Here is a 15,373-nt window from a genome sequence, read left to right on the forward strand (position 1 = left end):
AATCACTTATTCGTTAGGAACAAAGTTCCGGACATATATTTATAAACGGCCACGGTTATCCAATTGTCCTATGGCCATTGATATCACCCGGAGCCTGGAAAAAAGCTTTCTTCAGGAAACTGATTGCTTTTCAGATATAATGGGGCAGGATTCTGTAAAGAAGCAGGTCAAATCTGCGCTTTTAATGGGCAGGCACATACTTATTGTGGGTCCGCCCGGAATTGGCAAAACAACGTTGGCCAAGAATGTCGCAAAGCTTCTGCCTGAAATCGATATTAAATCAGAGCAGGATGGAAAAACAAAAAAAATCAAGGGGTCGGACCGCTTTGTCAGGATACAGGGTTCACCTGACCTGACGGTTGAAGACCTCCTCGGGGATATTGACCCAGTGAAGGCTCTTGAATTTGGGCCTATGAGCCTGAAAGCGTTCACTCCTGGCAAAATATTCAAGGCCGACCAGGGAGTGCTGTTCTTTGATGAAGTCAACCGATGCCCGGAAAAGCTGCAAAACAGCCTGCTCCAGGTCCTGAGCGAAAAAACGGCCACCATTGGAAGCTATGATGTGGATTTCCCGACCAATTTCATCTTCATAGGAACCATGAATCCAGAGGACAGCTCAACAGAGCGGCTTTCGGAAGTCTTTGTGGACAGGTTTGACATAATCTACATGTCATATCCAGAAACACCGCAGATAGAAAAAACCATTGTGCTCTCAAATGGGAAAAAAATGGCGGTGAAATTCCCGGAAAGCCTTCTGGACTTCAGCGTCACCTTTGTCAGGAGCCTGAGAGACCACAAAGACCTTGAGGAAAAGCCAAGCGTAAGGGCAAGCATTGGGCTTTTTGAAAGGGCGCAGGCAAATGCCTTCCTTGCAAAAAGGAAAATTGTCGAGCTTTCTGATGTCCAGGAAGCCATTATATCAGTTGTGAGCCACAGGATAACACTCAAGCCATCTGTCAAATACCTCAAAAGCCCTGCTGACTTCATAGCAGAGGAATTCAAGAAATTCACCGATCATTTCGACTTTAACGCTGAAAAAGGTGATGGCCTTTGACATGTACACTGAAGTTGAAGAACAAACACCTTTTGAAGAGGAACGCCAAAAGGGATTTTCCAGGTCTGAGAGCGAACTGACGCACTCAATAACTGATGCTGACAAGGAAAGCATCGATGAGGGCAAGCTTGTTTCTGATGCAATCAACCAAAATTTGAGTTCATTCAATCCTGATATCATGATAGAACAGATGGTGAAGAATTTCAGCCTGGCCAAGAGCATGTATGGAGACAGCATCATCAGGAGGATCAGCGGCTATGATTCCAGCTACATAAACAAAAACATACGGATTCCTGAGTTTGCCAGGGAGCTTCGCAATAAGCTCAAGGAAAGGCTGCAAAAGCTCAAGGACAACCAGGTTATTGACAGCGATGGCAGCTTCACAGACAAGGGATATGACCTCGCTTCATTCGTTCTTTATATGGAAGAGCTGAACAACATCATACCAAAGGGGATGCTGGGAGAAAAAATTCACAAAAAGGCCAATGTTTACGGCGATGCCAGCGATACGCGTGGCTACAAGCGGGGAGACAGGTTCAGGGACTTGTCGCTGAAAAAATCCGTGAGGCAGGTCATTCGCAGAAAGCACACTTCCCTGAAGGAGGAAGACCTGGTTGTTTATGACAGGAAAAGCAGGGGCAAGCTTTCGATTATTTATGCTATTGATGCGTCAGGAAGCATGCGGGGCCAGAAAATAGAAATCTGCAAAAAGGCAGGCATTGCCCTTGCCTATAAGGCAATAAATGAGAAGGATGAGGTCGGGCTTCTGTCATTTGGAACAGACATCAAGGAGAAAATATCCCCTACAACTGACTTTCAGAGGCTGTTGCGGGCCATTACCATGATAAGGGCGAGCATGCAGACCAATATTGCAGACACAATCATGCAAAGCATTGACATGTTTCCGCGCGTTCATTCCACAAAACATTTGCTGCTATTGACAGATGCACTCCCCACTTTTGGCGACAGCCCGGAAGAGGAAACGCTTGAAGCAGTTTCGATGGCAAGAACATCCGGAATAACTTTGTCACTGATAGGGATAAACCTCGATGATAAGGGAGAAAAGTTTGCCAAGAAGATGGCTGAAACAGGCGAAGGCCGCTTCTATGTTGTCAAAAACCTGAAAGAGCTCGACAAGATTGTGCTGGAGGATTACTATGCATCAATATAACTTCAATGTGTCCTGTTATGGCGTTCATATTGCGTTAATTCCCAAGATGGCAAGTTATTCTGTGCAAATAAGACAAACCAAACCTATATCATAATATTTCATAATATTTAAATAGGATACTCATATAATTTGACGCATGGAAAAAGAGGACATCTTTGATGTAATAATTCTAGGTGCAGGTCCCGCAGGACTTTCTGTTGGCTCTGAACTCTCGTCCAAACTCAATGTTCTAATTGTTGAGAAAGGCCTGGCCGGGCAGACAATACATGCATGGACCTATTGGAATGACAGGGTTAAGGAGGTAGGCATATCAGATACGGTTACTTCGAGGATGACAAATGGGGTCGCGAGATCAATGCTTGGGAGTGAGGTCAGGATAAAGCTGGGCAAGATCAATAAATTCATCCCGGCTATAGATGAAAACAAGCTGCTCAACAAATTCATAGTAAAAATAAAAAAGAATAAGGCTAAAATTTTGTCGAACTGCAGTTTCGAATCCTTGAGAGATGATGGGAACCGCATTCATGTTAATACCTCTCTTGGCCAATTCACATGCAGGCTGCTAATAGATGCCATGGGGTATGATTCTGTTCTCGCCAGCCGATTTAGGGTTGTAACACGCGGATATTTCATTCCAGTTGGTGGCTGGGCAATTTCCCGTATTGGACTTCCAAGCAAAGAATACAATTTTATGGAATCCATACTTGACAAGCATCCTATCCCCTATTGGTGGTCATTTCCTGTTGACAAGAAAACTGATTTCATAGGCAGTTTTTATGTTACCCGCACGCCCCTGGGAAGGGATTTGCTTGAAAAAGATTTTGCTGAGATGGTAAAGGCCCATCCCTACACCCAAGGTAAAAAAATCACCATCAAGAAAAAATACTATGGCAATATCCCGATAGCCTCGAATTTCGACCAGAATAATGTGGACAGAATAGCGTTTATTGGGGATGCAAGAGCCTGGGGCACTGGCTTTGGATGGGGGTTTAGCCCAATAATTTCCAACTACCGAGATGTGTCGCGCAGGATTTTGAAATGCTTGGCTGCCAATGAACTTGATGCAAATTCACTCAAGGATGCCACTGAAATTAAATTCAATTCCCCTCTAACCGACCTCAATGCCAAACTAGAAGAGTTGGTGGGTGTCTTCTTGGTAAATTGCAATCTAAAAGATTTTGACCGTGTATTAAAAGTATTCAAGCCCCACCCAGAGATTCTGGAAAAATTATGCACTTTTACGCTGACCAACAAGGATATCATTAAGGTCCTAAAAATTATGCACAATGAATTTACACTACTTGAACTATTTGGCATTTTTTCTGAAAAGGACCACATTTTCATGATAAAGGAATTGCTAGCCGTACTCAAGGACGAGGAATTGAACTTTGTCAGAGCGATATACAAAAATCTCTGAAGGAATCAATTAACTTTTTATGCATCCTATTTTTTACAGGCAAATGAGAATCCTTGCATTCACTGACCTGCATGGCAGGATCAACATCCTGGAAAAACTTCAGGAAAAGGCTAAAAACTGCGATATCATTGCATGCGCCGGCGATATTACCACTTTTGAGAACGAGATGGGCACGCTGATCAAGAGCATTGCGTCGTTTAGCAAGCCATTCCTAATCATCCATGGCAACCATGAGGATGAAGTAAACATGGAGCGAGCGTGCCTGAATTTGAAAAATGTCAATTTTCTGCACAAGGCTGTCTATGAATCCGGAAAATATGTTTTTATGGGCTTCGGTGGCGGCGGATTCATGACACGCGAGCCTGATTTTGAGATTGTCTCCAAATCATTCAGGAAACACATCAAGCCAGGCAAGAAGACTGTGCTTATTGTGCACGGCCCGCCGGCCGGAACAAAGCTGGACCTGATTGATGAAGAGCATGTGGGATGCAAATCCTACAGGGAATTCATAGACAACAATAAAATCGACCTGGTGATCTGCGGCCACCTGCATGAAAATGCCAAGGCCAGGCAGATATTCAAAAAAAGGACAACAATTATAAATCCCGGGGCAGACGGAGTTATAGTGGAACTATGACAATCAAGGAAATTTTCCTAAAATTCCAGGGAAACCCGGATTTCAGGGAATGGGAGAAGAAGAACAGCAACGCTTACCTTGTACACTTCTTCTTCATGGATGAGCCTGGCGCGGCCTGGCAGATGGGCCACTATGACGATGACACAAAGGCAATGACCAGCTTTACGCTTGAAAATGATTCAGTCAAGATCCAGGAAGAGAAGGATGTTTTCCAGAAGGAGCCTGAGAAAATCAGGCCAATAATCATCGATGATGTCAAAAGGGACTTCGAGGAAATAAAGAAGGCAGCATTGGCTTTCCAAAAAACTGACTATCCCGGCGAGCTTCCGCTGAAAGCGATGTATGTACTTCAAAATTTAAAGGATTATGGCCAAATCTGGAATGTCACAATCTTTACACGAACCTTCAAGACATTGAACATGAAATTCGATTCCTCAAGCGGGGAGCTTCTGGAGCATAACCTGGCAAAGTTATTTGACATGGAGCCTGGCCAGGGAGGAAAGGAAGCCAATATCCCTCAATAAATCATGTTCCTGAAAATATATTTCTGCAAACTATATTTTCCATTTGCATTTAATTTAAATATCACCTAGGCATTGGGAATCCGGTGGCAACTTTAAAAATCAAGAATTTGGGGGGAGGAAAGCTGCCCGCATATGCCCACGATGGCGATGCCGGCATGGACTTGTATTCAACAGAAGACACAACCTTAAGCCCTGGCCAAAGGCACGCATTCGGGACAAAGATTGCAATTGAAATTCCAATCGGCCATGTTGGCCTGATATGGGACAAGTCTGGCCTGAGCAGGAACCATGGAATCAAAAGCATGGGCGGCGTTGTTGACTCGACATACAGGGGCGAAATTGTTGTGACCCTGGTCAATCTGGGCGCAGAACCCTACCATATCGGCAAGGGAGACAAAATAGCGCAAATTCTTATCCAGCCTGTAGTGCATGCCAAGCTCGAGGAAAGCCATGAGCTCGGCAGCAGCATGAGAGGCGAGCGGGGCTTTGGCTCCACTGGAAAATAATCATCATGAGGCTAAATGCAAGAGACGAAAAAAGGAGGGGCAAACATGAACAACGGAATAAGCTACAAGACGACACTGAAGAACAAGAAAATGGACGAATGGTTTGCTGAAGAAACAGAGGATGAAACAGAGAGCCCGAAGGCAAAGGCATAGGAATTTATTCACAGGCATAGACTTTTAAATCTCGCTTGCTGCCCCTTATGGGGGTTTAAGCATGCAAGCGCATATCTCAGGAATCATTGAAAATTCTCAAACACTGTGGCCCGGCAGGAATTGCATGGTGGTATTCTTCTCTGGCTGCAATTACCAATGCCCTTTTTGCTTTACACCGCAAATGCTTGGATTTAAGCAGGAAACCCTTATTGACCTCAGGCAGGTCAAGAAATTAATCATGCAGAATAATGTGGCGCAGGCCGTGATGTTTACAGGAGGGGAGCCATGCCTCCAGAAGCTTGCTCTCCTGGAGCTGGCAATGTTCTGCAAAAGCGCTGGATTCAAAGTCGGGTTGGAAACCAATGGCTCACGGCCGGATGTGCTGGAGGAAGCCCTTCAGAACGGCCTTGTGGATTTTATCAGGATGGATGTCAAGTCCCCGCTTGATGATGCCGCAATATTTGACAGGGTCACTGTTTCCTCCACTTTTTTCAGATCGGCACCTGAGCTTGCAGATGATGTGCGTGCCAGCCTGGAAATTTTGCACTCCAATGAAAGCGATATAGAATTGGAGCTCCGGACAACCATTGTGCCGCATATCCTCTACAAGAAGGAAGACATCCTCAACATCGCGACAATGCTGAAGGGATTCAAGTCAGCATGGGTCTTGCAGAAATTTATGCCAAAGCCAGCATTGGCAAATCCAAGGTTTTCCAGCATAAAGCCGCCTTCTGACGAGTTCATGGAAACAATCCATAATCTCGTGAAAAAGGAATACCCATTTCTTCGGGTTGAATTGCGGCTGGATATGGCTGATTTTTCCCAGCTGCCTGATACGGACTTGAAGGAATTCAGGACAAACCCAGAAGAGGCCTTGCCAGAATAATCTTAACTAATATTAAATCAGCTGGTTCTTGACAATATTGTACACTTTCCCGTGAATCTCATCTTTGGTTAGGATTTCCTCGCCTTCAACGCAGTCAATCCTGATCCAATTCTTGTTCTTGGACATTGCCAAATATATCTGCTCCACTTTTTTCATGTACGATAGCTTTTCATGGATATCAGTTTTTGTCTGTGTTTTGTCAGCGCGCTGCTGCACAAGGCCAATTGCTATGTCAACGGGCACGTAGAGATAAATTGTGATGTCAGGCCGCGGCAAGGCATTTACCTCATACTCCATTTCGTCGACCCATTTTACAAAGTCCTGCATTTCAGCAGCTGTCCCAAGCTTGACTGCCTGGTGGGCCTTGTTTGAGGCCACGTACCTGTTGCAGATGACTGTTTTTCCGGCATTTAGCCATTTCATCATTTTTTCCCTTTTTGTCAGCCTGTCATTTGCATATGCCATGGCAATCAAGTATGGGTTCACTTGCTTGCCAAACTCGCCTGACAAGTACCTCTTGATAAGCTTGCCATAAAAAGAACCATAATCCGGGAAATCCAGGACCTCAATCTCAAGTTTTTTGCCCAGCCGATCAGCCAGGAGGTCAATCTGGGTGCGCTTTCCTGATCCATCATTGCCCTCAATCACAATTAATTTTCCCCTGGACGATTCTTCATCATTCTCAGAACCATCACCCGGCCCAGAGCCCTTTGCAGAAATATCGATATAATCATTTTTTTCAGAGCCGGGAACTTTATCAGATTTGCTATCGGAAGCCTCCGGCTCCTCCTCTTTCCCTTCCATTTTTTTCTTCCTGAACAAATTAAAAATGCCAGCCATGCGGATTTGAATGCAAAGCCCTTTTAAAAGCTTAATCTTTTGCACGCTTGAGACGGAATAAATCCAAGCGCGGCATCCAATACGGATACGAAGCGCAAAGGTGGACGATGCATATCGAGAAGGACATCAAAATCGTGGATCTTGGGCTACACATAAAGGCCAAAAAAATGCTGGTCATCTCAGATGTGCATATTGGCTATGAGGGCGAACTGCACAGAAAAGGGATGCTTATACCAAAATTTCTTTACCGGGATATCGTGGACAGGGTGGGGCAGATGATTCTGCAAACCAATCCCGGCACAATCATTATCACCGGCGACCTCAAGCACGAATTCGGCAGGATTTCGGAACAGGAATGGAGGGATGTGCTGAGATTCATTGATTTCCTGGCCAAGCAGGCTAAAAAGATTGTCCTAATAAAGGGCAACCATGATGCCATACTGGCGCCAATTGCCCGCAAGAGGCAGGTAAAAGTTGTAGACCATTATGGTTTCACTTTAAATGGCAAAAAGGTGTATATCTGCCACGGCGACGCAATCCCTGTGAACCAGGCATTCAGAAGTTCCGATATAATAATCATCGGGCATGAACACCCGGCGGTCTCAATCAAGGATGGTGTAAGGAGTGAAAAATTCAAGTGTTTTCTGAAGGGAAACTGGAAAAACAGGTTGCTTCTTGCTTTGCCATCCTTAAACCTTGCTCATGAGGGAACAGACTTGCTGGCCGGCCGGCTTCTCAGCCCATTCCTGCAGGGCAATATAAGCAATTTTGAAGTCTATGTTGCAAATCTGCCAGAGCCACTGCACTTTGGAAAGCTCAAGAACCTGCATGGCTGAAAAGAGATGGAAGTTACTGCATGGGATTTTTCCCATACATCTTGGTTATCAGGTCAGACTTTGTTATCAGGCCTATGGGCTTGCCTTTCTCTGCAACCAAAACTATTGAAAAATACCTGAGAAGATTGGAAACCAGCGATACTGGCGTTTGCCGGGATACAGAAGGCGGGGCTTCTGCCATGACATCCTTGGCCCTGCTGCCAGACTTGCCGTTAAGAAGGCTTTCAAGGATGGTTGCCTCACTAATTGTTCCCACAACCTCGGTGCCCTCTGTCACGGGCATCTGGCTTATTTCATGCCTCTTCAGGGTCTCAATTACCTTTTTCAGGTCATCATTTACCTGAACGGATATCATTTTCCTCTGCATTATTTCACCGGCTGTAATTTCCTTCTCCTTGCCCATGTCGCGCAAGGCCTGGAATATCTTAATTGTCTTGGAATAGGTCGGGTCAATCCTGCCAGCCTCGATTTTTGCAATAAGGCTCTGGCTGACATTTGCCCTCTTGGCAAGCTCCAGCTGTGTCAATCCCAGCCTTTTTCTTATGTCCTTGACCTCGTTAATCTCAAATTCCATGAATGGAGAATAATTGGGCGCCATTTATATTCTTTTCGGAATTTTATCCCCCTCTGGCATCTGAATCAGTGAATACCTTTAAAAACTTTGAAATTTTTTGATGCGCAGGACAAAAAAATCGCCATTAAGTTCCCATTCAGCTGCAATTCAGCAAGTTCCAACTGTTGTCAAATTGATTATTAATCAAGGGGGATGAAATCATGAGATGGTTTTTTGGGTCGGTTGCAGGCGGTGTCGCCACATTGATGATGACTCTTCTGGCATCTGTCATGCTTATTTTCCTTGGGCTCATATATTTTTTTATCACTTTATGGATAATCAAGGTCAGCTCAGGCTGGCTTGGCTACTCACTGGATGGGAATTGGGCCGTGCTTTCAGCCAGTCTCATCTCCTCGGGCACAATGATTGGCTCTTCATTGAAGAAATAGTGCGGAATTTACTGATAGCGATAAAGACGGCAATATAATATGAATACGGTTTGCATATTAAAAAAAGGGGCACTAGAGTTTTCCACAATTGAGAATATAGATAAGGGTTTCTTGCAGGGCGCACGAATCTGGATAGACATCTCGCAGGCAACACACCACGAGCTTGAGAAGCTCAGGGATATTTTCCATTTGCATCCCCTGACAATTGAAGACATGTCCAAAAACTGGACCAGGCCAAAAATCGAGCCATTCAAGAATTATGATTTCATAGTCCTGTACAGCCTGTACCGCGAGGACAAGATAAAATTTGTCGAAATGGATTTTCTGGTGGGCAGGAATTTTGTGATAAGCAACCATTGGAGAAAGATACCCAGCTTTGAGCATCTGCAGAATGACACACTCAGGCTGGAAACTTTGATGGGCAAGGGCATGGATTTCCTGCTCCATCACCTCATTGATGTGGAAGTTGACAATTATACGACAATAATCTCATCATATGACAATGAGATTGAGCAGATAGAAAGCAGGACAATGTACAGGCCATCACCATACAGCCTCAAACGCCTTTTCCAAATCAAAAGGCAGCTGCTTCGGGTGAAAAAGGTTGCCGGGCCTGAGCGGGAGATATTGTCCCAGCTTACAAAAGGAAGCTACGACTACATCAGCGACGACTCAATTGCATATTTCAGGGACATTTACGACCATGTTGTCCGAGTTTATGACCAGATTGACAATTACCGCGAAGTAATCTCCAGCATTCTTGAGGTGCATCTTTCAGTTACTTCGAATAAGCTGAACGAAACCATGAAAGTGCTGACCGTGATTGCAACCATTATGATGCCCATCACAGCAATTGGGGCAATTTATGGCATGAATTTCAGGAATATGCCAGAGCTTGAGTGGAAATATGGGTATTTCCTTATACTCGCCGTTATGCTGGCCGTGACAGTGGCCATGATATGGTACATGAAGAAAAAAGGATGGTATTAGCGGCATAATCAGCAGAACAGGAAGAAAAGAATTCTTAAAATCGAATTTATAGGAAATAACCCTAATTTTCGTATGTTTTGAAATGAGTGCAAGGTTATTTCCTAATAAGCAAATCACTTATTCGTTAGGAACAAAGTTCCGATTATTAAAGTGATTTGCTATGGAAAATTCTGATCATGCTCAAGACCCACGAGGTCTGTGGAACTAAACATGACATTCCACCGGTCGTTTGCTTTAGCAAACCGGCGAACAAAGTGACTCCGTCTGACCGGTGGTTCTTGACAAAATGAAAAATAACGCTCTTGGATTTTACATAACATTACACATTCTTCCACTTGATTGAGCATCCCATTGAAGGCCTTTCCTTGCCAGGCAATTTTTCCCCTTTGGCAACTTTTTCAATTGCGTTTCTCAGCTCATGCGTTGTCACCGGGGCATCTGGGCCAACACCGTCATCTATCCTTCCATGATAGACCAGCTTGAAGTCCTTATCGAACAGGAAAGGGTCCGGAGTGCAAACAGCGCCATAGGACTTGGCCACATCCTGCGTCTCATCATAAAGATAGTCAAAAGCAAAACCCTTTTCTTCAGCCCAGGCCTGCATGCTCTCAAAACTGTCATCAGGATATCTTGACACATCATTTGCGCTTATGCCAACCACTGCAATGCCCTTTTTGGCGAAATCCTTGGCCAGGCTGTTGATTGTGTCGATTTTTGCCTTAACATACGGGCAATGATTGCACATGAAAATAACCAAGAGCCCTTTTTTTCCATGGTAATCATGCAGGGAATGCATTTCATTGTCAGTTCCCATCAGCCCAAATTCAGGTGCGGAATCTCCATGCTTAAGCTTGTTGTAGTCGGATTCAGTCAGAACCATTTTACCACCTCAACTCCTGAAGAATCTGACCTTATTTAAAAACCTGATGCCGCATGGGTTGCCGTGCAAGGCTAATGATGCCGATTAATTATTCTTATAGGAATATTTGTGTCAAAAGTCTATTTAAAGAGACTGAATGACCATCACCAGGGAAAAAAGAGCGTGTGAATATTGAGGATGGTTATCAAAATAAAATTGCCTAATCAGGAGTTTGACCAGGCAGGGAGTGAAAAAATGCCAGCAATTTTGCCAAACAGAGAAAAAGCACGAACACCACAGGCCCGGGCTGCATATTCTGTGCCGAATCCAGTCGCTGAGCCAGAGGCATTTTATGCCCATAACTGGGCAACGGAAGACGGGGGGCGCATCTACAGCGGCGGAATACCTGTTGTTGAGAAGCTGAAGAAAAGCGAGGATTATCTAATTAAAAAAATGGAAAATCCCGGCAATGCCGCTTACAGACCCGAGCTATTGATACAGCTTTATGCCATAAAACGGGCCCAGGAAATTTTTGAGTGGGGCGGAAGCAGGCTAGGAGGCAGCACTCAATCGACGGTATCCGAGCAACAGCAGGATTTCCTTGATGAATTGGTGGAAAGTGCCTTTTCCGGGAAAGAACCATTAAGGAAGAGGATTGAAGGAAGAGTTGACCCGCTGAGCGTGCCGGGCTATGAAAAAATCGACTATGCCCAGCTGCAAAAACTGCTTAAATCAATGGCCAATTAGCGATTCAGAGGGCGATGGCTGCATTATGCGGGAATGCCCTGCATCAACGTGATAGAATGGCAAGTTTAATAACCAGATATATGTTTTTTCTTCATTATTTTGAAATTATTGGTGGAATTTCAAGCATGGGGTGAATTTTATGCAAAACGGCAAGTATACATTAACAAGTGAAAGTGTGACTGAAGGGCATCCTGACAAGATATGCGACCAAATCTCGGATGCGGTTTTGGACGAGCTCATTAAGCAAGACCCATATTCCCGCGTTGCAGTGGAGGCGCTTACTACCACTGGATTGGTTGTAGTTGCAGGCGAAGTCACAACCAAGGGATATGCAGATGTCCAGTCAATTGTAAGGTCCACACTGAAGGATATTGGATACACTGACCCTGAATTCGGAATAGACTGCTATGATGCCGGAGTCCTTGTTTCCCTGCACGGCCAATCACCTGATATTGCACAGGGAGTCAATGAAGACAAGAACCACGAGCAGGGCGCCGGCGACCAGGGCATGATGTACGGGTTTGCAATTGACGAAACTCCGGAACTGATGCCGTTGCCAATAGTCCTTGCGCACAAGCTAACCAAAAAGCTGTCAGAGGTCAGGAGAAAGGGGCTGATAAAGGACCTGGGCCCGGACGGAAAAAGCCAGGTGAGTGTTGAATACGACGGCAATGTTCCCAAGAGAGTTACAGCAATTGTTATCGCACAGCAACATAAGGAGCATATATCCGAAGTGGAACTAAAAAAGCAGATCCTTGAACAGGTTGTCAAGCCGGTTTGCGGGAAATACATGGATGCGAACACAAAGGTACACATCAATGCAACTGGCAAGTTCGTGATTGGCGGTCCTGAAGGGGACACTGGCTTGACAGGCAGAAAAATTATTGTGGACACTTACGGAGGCGTGGGCAGGCATGGCGGAGGCGCGTTTTCCGGCAAAGACCCGTCCAAAGTTGACAGGAGCGGGGCATATGTTGCAAGATACATAGCCAAAAATATTGTTGCATCCGGAATTGCGTCACAATGCGAAGTGCAGCTTTCATACGCAATTGGAATTGCGCAGCCAACAAGCGTTTTGGTAAAGTGCAATGGCACAAACAAGATTCCAGAGGAAAAAATTTCAGAGCTTGTTTTCAAGCATTTTAAGCTGACTCCCCGGGGAATAATTGACAGCCTGAAGCTGAGGAGGCCAATTTACAGGAAGACAGCCGCATTTGGACATTTTGGCAGAAATGACCCTGATTTCACATGGGAGAGAACAGACAAGGCTGATTTGCTGAGAAAGGACGCTGGCCTAAAGTGAGGCCAATTTTTCTTATTTCACTTATTCATTTTTGTTTCACTAATCCTTTTTCCCCTTTCTTATTGATGTTAGCATTTGCGAATGCCGCTAAAACTGTAAATTGGCAAACACTATAACCTGACGAACATGGCGCAAGCCTATTTTCTTTTGCCAGCGCGCTCGCTTAAATCCAGAGAAATCGTATCCTGCTTCTGCAACATCGCTTCAGCCTCTTCCTTCGTCACTCCAAGCAATTTAGCCAAGTCGTTGATGCTCATTTCCGTGATTCCATGCGATGAACTATTATATAAATATTTTGATATAGGCATTTTTTGGTTATTTTGGATAAAGAATCATCTTTCCAACTTTGATGCCGGTTTTACGCAGCAGCATAAGCAACAGGGCATTTTGAAGAATTCATTCGGTGTTTCTTAGATAACCTGAAATATATATCAGAACAATTGTTATAATAAATATATTTTGTTATATCTATAATAGAACATGTAGACAATAATATCTATTTTCTAAATAATATTGCTTCCTTTGCTGACGATAAATAGTGCCGATGAACTGGCGCGCCAGTCAGGCCGGGAGGGGTTGCCTGGCCTTGCCCAATTTGCTTTTAACCGCCTTGTCACTTATAATCGCAGAATTGCCTGTCGGGTCTTCAATGATAAGCTTGAGCTTGTCCCTGCCCCACATCACGTTGTTCAGCTTTTTTATGAGGTTCTTGGCCTTTCTCTTTGAGTCGTCATCCTCTTCCATTTCCCTCAGGCTTTCTATCTCATGCCTGACTCTCTTGAGAACACCCTCGATATTTGTAACATATCCCTGCGAGGCCGGGCCTGGCGTGACTGTAGTCACATGGGGGATTTTCAAGGTCGCGGCACTGCTGCGCACCACCCTGATTTTCATATCCTCCTCTGAGTTTATCTCGATTTCAAACTTGGCAGGCTCGCGAGTCTCTGCTGATTCGATATCAGCCTTATGGTATTTGCAATTGTCACAGGTCATTGAAAACAAGAACACCTTGCCAAAATATGGCACTTCACTCTCGCTTTCTCTCAGCGTCAGGGTTTTTTCCTTGCACATAGGGCATTCCTGGCCGCTCAATAGGGTATTCTTGTCACTGATTTCAGCCCTTATATGGGTTGTCTGTTTTTCTTTCATGGTTCGAAAATATACTTAAAGTATTTTTATGTTTTGTGGTAGAGAAAAATATAGTTCATGACCTAGATTTTAACTGGCGCGAAATGGGAAACCTTGGGCACATAAATACGGATTCTGCAAAATAAATATTAATAAATAAAAATATTTAGAAATAAGAAAGGCCTTATCCTTCGTCAATGGCACCGGCTTCTGTCTGCTTTGTCCTGTAGATCCTGGCAAACGAAGGGGTCACGATGATATAATCATCACCGAATCCGGCGATGTCGCCCCTGATTGCATCACATGTCTTCTTGAGCTTGTTGATTGCCCTTTTGAGCTCGACCAGGTCCTTGTCTTTCAGCGGCTTAATGTTCACCAAGGCAATTGTATATCCTTCCCTAAGCATATCAAGAATCTCCTTTATGTCTGCAAAATCCTCCAGAACAAATGGGCGCACAATGACTCTTGACTTCGAGTCCTCTCCCTGCAGTGTATCCAGCTCCACATAATCCTCCTGGCCAGATTTGCCATGTTCTTCTGCAGCTGTTTCCACTCGGAAAGTGTCCCTTACCCACGAAAATAATTTCTTCATTCGATTTCCCTCCGGAGACGATAAATCGTTTAAACAAGCAAAATATTATTCCAAAATGTATATTTCTTGCTTTGGTATCTTAATATATAAACTTTGTGTTTTTCTATTTCGACCATATCTACGAGGATGAGAACTGGAGGACCAGGTGCAATACCTTTTCCCAGCCTGAAAATGAAAAATAAAAAAGAAAATCAAATGTCAACCATTACTTTGTGGCGCTGATGGCATATACAGCTTTAAGGGCAACCACCAATGCTGCCGGGGCCACAAATGCAACCAAATTCTTCAGTATTCCCTCAATCATACTGCCAACTGAGGCAAAGGCATTCAGGCCGGCCCCTCCAACTGACATAAGGGCAATTGTTGCCACCAAGAAAGCTGTTGACTCCTTCTCTGTCACATTCAAAAAGCCCACGATCAGGCCCAAAGCCACCAATATCCACATCAAGATATCCGCAGGCACAAACTTTGTCAATAGGCCTGAAAGAATGGCAATCAAGACGCCAATAATAAAGGCCACATGCCCTAGTTTCTCCATGTTAACACCCCCTTGTTGTTTGACTGTCTTAAATCCCAATTTCTAAAAAATATATCCCTTAATATAACCAGTATACATGAAGCCTAATAATGATAGTATAAATGATAGTATATAAAGATTTTGCCTTGCAAGCTTAGTAGAAAACTTCGCCTGAAGGCTCAGGTTTTGCCATCGGCTCGCATGGGCATCT

19 protein-coding genes are annotated in these 15,373 nt (G+C 44.4%); 13 read left to right on the forward strand and 6 right to left on the reverse strand.

Annotation, left to right across the window (positions count from 1 at the left end; genetic code table 11):
- Positions 1–70: 70 nt before the first annotated feature.
- The 8 genes from J4227_00520 to J4227_00555 all read left to right on the forward strand — a co-directional run bounded on the left by J4227_00520 (position 71) and on the right by J4227_00555 (position 6,348).
- The gene (locus J4227_00520) at positions 71–1,054 is read left to right on the forward strand and encodes an ATP-binding protein (protein MBS3108997.1); all 984 of its coding nucleotides are present in this window, start codon (positions 71–73) and stop codon (positions 1,052–1,054) included.
- Positions 1,044–2,225, forward strand: a complete 1,182-nt coding sequence (locus J4227_00525) for a VWA domain-containing protein (protein ID MBS3108998.1) — start codon at positions 1,044–1,046, stop codon at positions 2,223–2,225. The genes J4227_00520 and J4227_00525 overlap by 11 nt, the downstream gene beginning before the upstream one ends.
- 136 nt (positions 2,226–2,361) lie before the next feature.
- Positions 2,362–3,642, forward strand: coding sequence for an NAD(P)-binding domain-containing protein (locus J4227_00530; GenBank protein ID MBS3108999.1), 1,281 nt, complete (start codon positions 2,362–2,364; stop codon positions 3,640–3,642).
- A gap of 43 nt (positions 3,643–3,685) precedes the next feature.
- Entirely contained in the window at positions 3,686–4,279 is a 594-nt protein-coding gene (locus J4227_00535; GenBank protein ID MBS3109000.1) for a metallophosphoesterase family protein, read from the forward strand.
- A complete protein-coding gene (locus tag J4227_00540) occupies positions 4,276–4,803 on the forward strand; it encodes a hypothetical protein (protein ID MBS3109001.1) in 528 nt (175 codons plus the stop codon). The genes J4227_00535 and J4227_00540 overlap by 4 nt, the downstream gene beginning before the upstream one ends.
- 155 nt (positions 4,804–4,958) lie before the next feature.
- The gene (dut, locus tag J4227_00545; protein ID MBS3109002.1) at positions 4,959–5,309 is read left to right on the forward strand and encodes a dUTP diphosphatase; all 351 of its coding nucleotides are present in this window, start codon (positions 4,959–4,961) and stop codon (positions 5,307–5,309) included.
- A gap of 15 nt (positions 5,310–5,324) precedes the next feature.
- The gene (locus tag J4227_00550; GenBank protein ID MBS3109003.1) at positions 5,325–5,462 is read left to right on the forward strand and encodes a hypothetical protein; all 138 of its coding nucleotides are present in this window, start codon (positions 5,325–5,327) and stop codon (positions 5,460–5,462) included.
- 61 nt (positions 5,463–5,523) lie between these two features.
- The gene (locus tag J4227_00555; GenBank protein MBS3109004.1) at positions 5,524–6,348 is read left to right on the forward strand and encodes an anaerobic ribonucleoside-triphosphate reductase activating protein; all 825 of its coding nucleotides are present in this window, start codon (positions 5,524–5,526) and stop codon (positions 6,346–6,348) included.
- 12 nt (positions 6,349–6,360) lie between these two features.
- Here J4227_00555 and tmk read toward each other — a convergent pair whose 3' ends face one another.
- The gene (tmk, locus tag J4227_00560) at positions 6,361–7,188 is read right to left on the reverse strand and encodes a dTMP kinase (GenBank protein MBS3109005.1); all 828 of its coding nucleotides are present in this window, start codon (positions 7,186–7,188) and stop codon (positions 6,361–6,363) included.
- Between the two features lie 47 nt (positions 7,189–7,235).
- Here tmk and J4227_00565 point away from each other — a divergent pair, with 47 nt between their 5' ends.
- Positions 7,236–8,024 carry a metallophosphoesterase gene (locus tag J4227_00565; GenBank protein MBS3109006.1) on the forward strand — a complete coding sequence of 263 codons (789 nt, stop codon included), beginning with the start codon at positions 7,236–7,238 and terminating at the stop codon, positions 8,022–8,024.
- Between the two features lie 13 nt (positions 8,025–8,037).
- Here the strand turns inward: J4227_00565 and J4227_00570 are convergent, their stop codons facing one another.
- Positions 8,038–8,598 (reverse strand): CBS domain-containing protein, encoded by a 561-nt coding sequence (locus J4227_00570; protein ID MBS3109007.1) that lies wholly within the window; start codon positions 8,596–8,598, stop codon positions 8,038–8,040.
- A gap of 200 nt (positions 8,599–8,798) precedes the next feature.
- Between J4227_00570 and J4227_00575 the strand changes: the two genes are divergently transcribed.
- Both J4227_00575 and corA read left to right on the forward strand, forming a co-directional pair.
- A complete protein-coding gene (locus tag J4227_00575) occupies positions 8,799–9,026 on the forward strand; it encodes a hypothetical protein (protein ID MBS3109008.1) in 228 nt (75 codons plus the stop codon).
- A gap of 39 nt (positions 9,027–9,065) precedes the next feature.
- Entirely contained in the window at positions 9,066–10,016 is a 951-nt protein-coding gene (corA, locus tag J4227_00580; protein ID MBS3109009.1) for a magnesium/cobalt transporter CorA, read from the forward strand.
- A gap of 319 nt (positions 10,017–10,335) precedes the next feature.
- Here the strand turns inward: corA and J4227_00585 are convergent, their stop codons facing one another.
- Entirely contained in the window at positions 10,336–10,896 is a 561-nt protein-coding gene (locus tag J4227_00585; protein ID MBS3109010.1) for a thioredoxin family protein, read from the reverse strand.
- Positions 10,897–11,073: 177 nt separating this feature from the next.
- On the opposite strand from J4227_00585, the gene J4227_00590 reads away from it, so the two are divergent.
- A complete protein-coding gene (locus tag J4227_00590; GenBank protein ID MBS3109011.1) occupies positions 11,074–11,622 on the forward strand; it encodes a hypothetical protein in 549 nt (182 codons plus the stop codon).
- 139 nt (positions 11,623–11,761) lie between these two features.
- The gene (gene metK / locus J4227_00595; GenBank protein ID MBS3109012.1) at positions 11,762–12,925 is read left to right on the forward strand and encodes a methionine adenosyltransferase; all 1,164 of its coding nucleotides are present in this window, start codon (positions 11,762–11,764) and stop codon (positions 12,923–12,925) included.
- 561 nt (positions 12,926–13,486) lie between these two features.
- Here the strand turns inward: metK and J4227_00600 are convergent.
- The 3 genes from J4227_00600 to J4227_00610 all read right to left on the reverse strand — a co-directional run bounded on the left by J4227_00600 (position 13,487) and on the right by J4227_00610 (position 15,183).
- On the reverse strand, positions 13,487–14,074 hold the full coding sequence (locus J4227_00600) for a ZPR1 zinc finger domain-containing protein (protein MBS3109013.1): 588 nt from the start codon (positions 14,072–14,074) through the stop codon (positions 13,487–13,489).
- Between the two features lie 163 nt (positions 14,075–14,237).
- The gene (locus J4227_00605; protein ID MBS3109014.1) at positions 14,238–14,645 is read right to left on the reverse strand and encodes a cell division protein SepF; all 408 of its coding nucleotides are present in this window, start codon (positions 14,643–14,645) and stop codon (positions 14,238–14,240) included.
- A 205-nt stretch (positions 14,646–14,850) separates the two neighbouring features.
- Positions 14,851–15,183: a hypothetical protein gene (locus J4227_00610; protein ID MBS3109015.1), complete on the reverse strand. Its 333-nt coding sequence runs from the start codon at positions 15,181–15,183 to the stop codon at positions 14,851–14,853.
- Between the last annotated feature and the right edge of the window lie 190 nt (positions 15,184–15,373).

This window comes from Candidatus Woesearchaeota archaeon (genome assembly GCA_018303405.1).
Taxonomy (GTDB): Archaea; Nanobdellota; Nanobdellia; order Woesearchaeales; family JABMPP01; genus JAGVYD01.

Excerpts from the sequence above, each read along its gene's own strand:
- J4227_00570 (MBS3109007.1), bottom strand. The coding sequence starts at position 8,598 with ATGGAATTTGAGATTAACGAGGTCAAGGACATAAGAAAAAGGCTGGGA.
- tmk (MBS3109005.1), bottom strand. The coding sequence starts at position 7,188 with ATGGCTGGCATTTTTAATTTGTTCAGGAAGAAAAAAATGGAAGGGAAA.
- J4227_00600 (MBS3109013.1), bottom strand. The coding sequence starts at position 14,074 with ATGAAAGAAAAACAGACAACCCATATAAGGGCTGAAATCAGTGACAAG.
- J4227_00520 (MBS3108997.1), top strand. The coding sequence starts at position 71 with ATGGCCATTGATATCACCCGGAGCCTGGAAAAAAGCTTTCTTCAGGAA.
- J4227_00590 (MBS3109011.1), top strand. The coding sequence starts at position 11,074 with ATGGTTATCAAAATAAAATTGCCTAATCAGGAGTTTGACCAGGCAGGG.
- metK (MBS3109012.1), top strand. The coding sequence starts at position 11,762 with ATGCAAAACGGCAAGTATACATTAACAAGTGAAAGTGTGACTGAAGGG.
- dut (MBS3109002.1), top strand. The coding sequence starts at position 4,959 with ATGGACTTGTATTCAACAGAAGACACAACCTTAAGCCCTGGCCAAAGG.
- J4227_00555 (MBS3109004.1), top strand. The coding sequence starts at position 5,524 with ATGCAAGCGCATATCTCAGGAATCATTGAAAATTCTCAAACACTGTGG.
- corA (MBS3109009.1), top strand. The coding sequence starts at position 9,066 with ATGAATACGGTTTGCATATTAAAAAAAGGGGCACTAGAGTTTTCCACA.
- J4227_00530 (MBS3108999.1), top strand. The coding sequence starts at position 2,362 with ATGGAAAAAGAGGACATCTTTGATGTAATAATTCTAGGTGCAGGTCCC.
- J4227_00575 (MBS3109008.1), top strand. The coding sequence starts at position 8,799 with ATGAGATGGTTTTTTGGGTCGGTTGCAGGCGGTGTCGCCACATTGATG.
- J4227_00525 (MBS3108998.1), top strand. The coding sequence starts at position 1,044 with ATGGCCTTTGACATGTACACTGAAGTTGAAGAACAAACACCTTTTGAA.
- J4227_00550 (MBS3109003.1), top strand. The coding sequence starts at position 5,325 with ATGCAAGAGACGAAAAAAGGAGGGGCAAACATGAACAACGGAATAAGC.
- J4227_00535 (MBS3109000.1), top strand. The coding sequence starts at position 3,686 with ATGAGAATCCTTGCATTCACTGACCTGCATGGCAGGATCAACATCCTG.
- J4227_00605 (MBS3109014.1), bottom strand. The coding sequence starts at position 14,645 with ATGAAGAAATTATTTTCGTGGGTAAGGGACACTTTCCGAGTGGAAACA.
- J4227_00610 (MBS3109015.1), bottom strand. The coding sequence starts at position 15,183 with ATGGAGAAACTAGGGCATGTGGCCTTTATTATTGGCGTCTTGATTGCC.
- J4227_00585 (MBS3109010.1), bottom strand. The coding sequence starts at position 10,896 with ATGGTTCTGACTGAATCCGACTACAACAAGCTTAAGCATGGAGATTCC.
- J4227_00540 (MBS3109001.1), top strand. The coding sequence starts at position 4,276 with ATGACAATCAAGGAAATTTTCCTAAAATTCCAGGGAAACCCGGATTTC.